The organism is Stenotrophomonas sp. YIM B06876, assembly GCF_030711595.1.
GTDB lineage: Bacteria > Pseudomonadota > Gammaproteobacteria > Xanthomonadales > Xanthomonadaceae > Stenotrophomonas.
The window spans coordinates 1-388 of the sequence record NZ_JAUJUJ010000613.1 but is presented as its reverse complement, the minus strand read 5'-3'; the positions used below and the strand labels follow the sequence as shown (position 1 = coordinate 388).

Annotated in this window: 1 protein-coding gene; it reads left to right on the top strand. The window is 45.6% G+C overall.

The window, feature by feature from the left end; genetic code table 11:
- Positions 1-388: hypothetical protein (locus QZH66_RS18710; protein ID WP_305807280.1), on the top strand; the 388-nt coding region annotated here is incomplete at both ends.

Here is a 388-nt window from a genome sequence, read left to right as displayed (position 1 = left end):
GATGGGTTTTTACAGCGCATAGAGACGCTGGGTTCACCCGATGTTCGATATGACCAAGTGCAGCTTCAAGTGCATTTGCAAGACCTTGTGCTGCTCGACCGACTGGCGTTCCGTCTACGTCACCTGCTGGTATCCGAATCTGTGGAGAGCTGCCGCCTCGTGGGTGAACAGTTGAAGCGGAATTTTTATGATTTGAACTACTCTTTTGCTCCAGCTGAATTTAACCATCCATCCTTGGTGGGGTTAACACTTCACCATTGTTCTGTGAGTAAGATGGAAGTTGCACTTAAGGGTGTTTTTGGCTATGGGAATTTGTATAAAGAGTGGGCTCAAAAGAGCATGAAATTGACCGAAAATGACATTCAGCGACTTCTGAAATCTACTTATT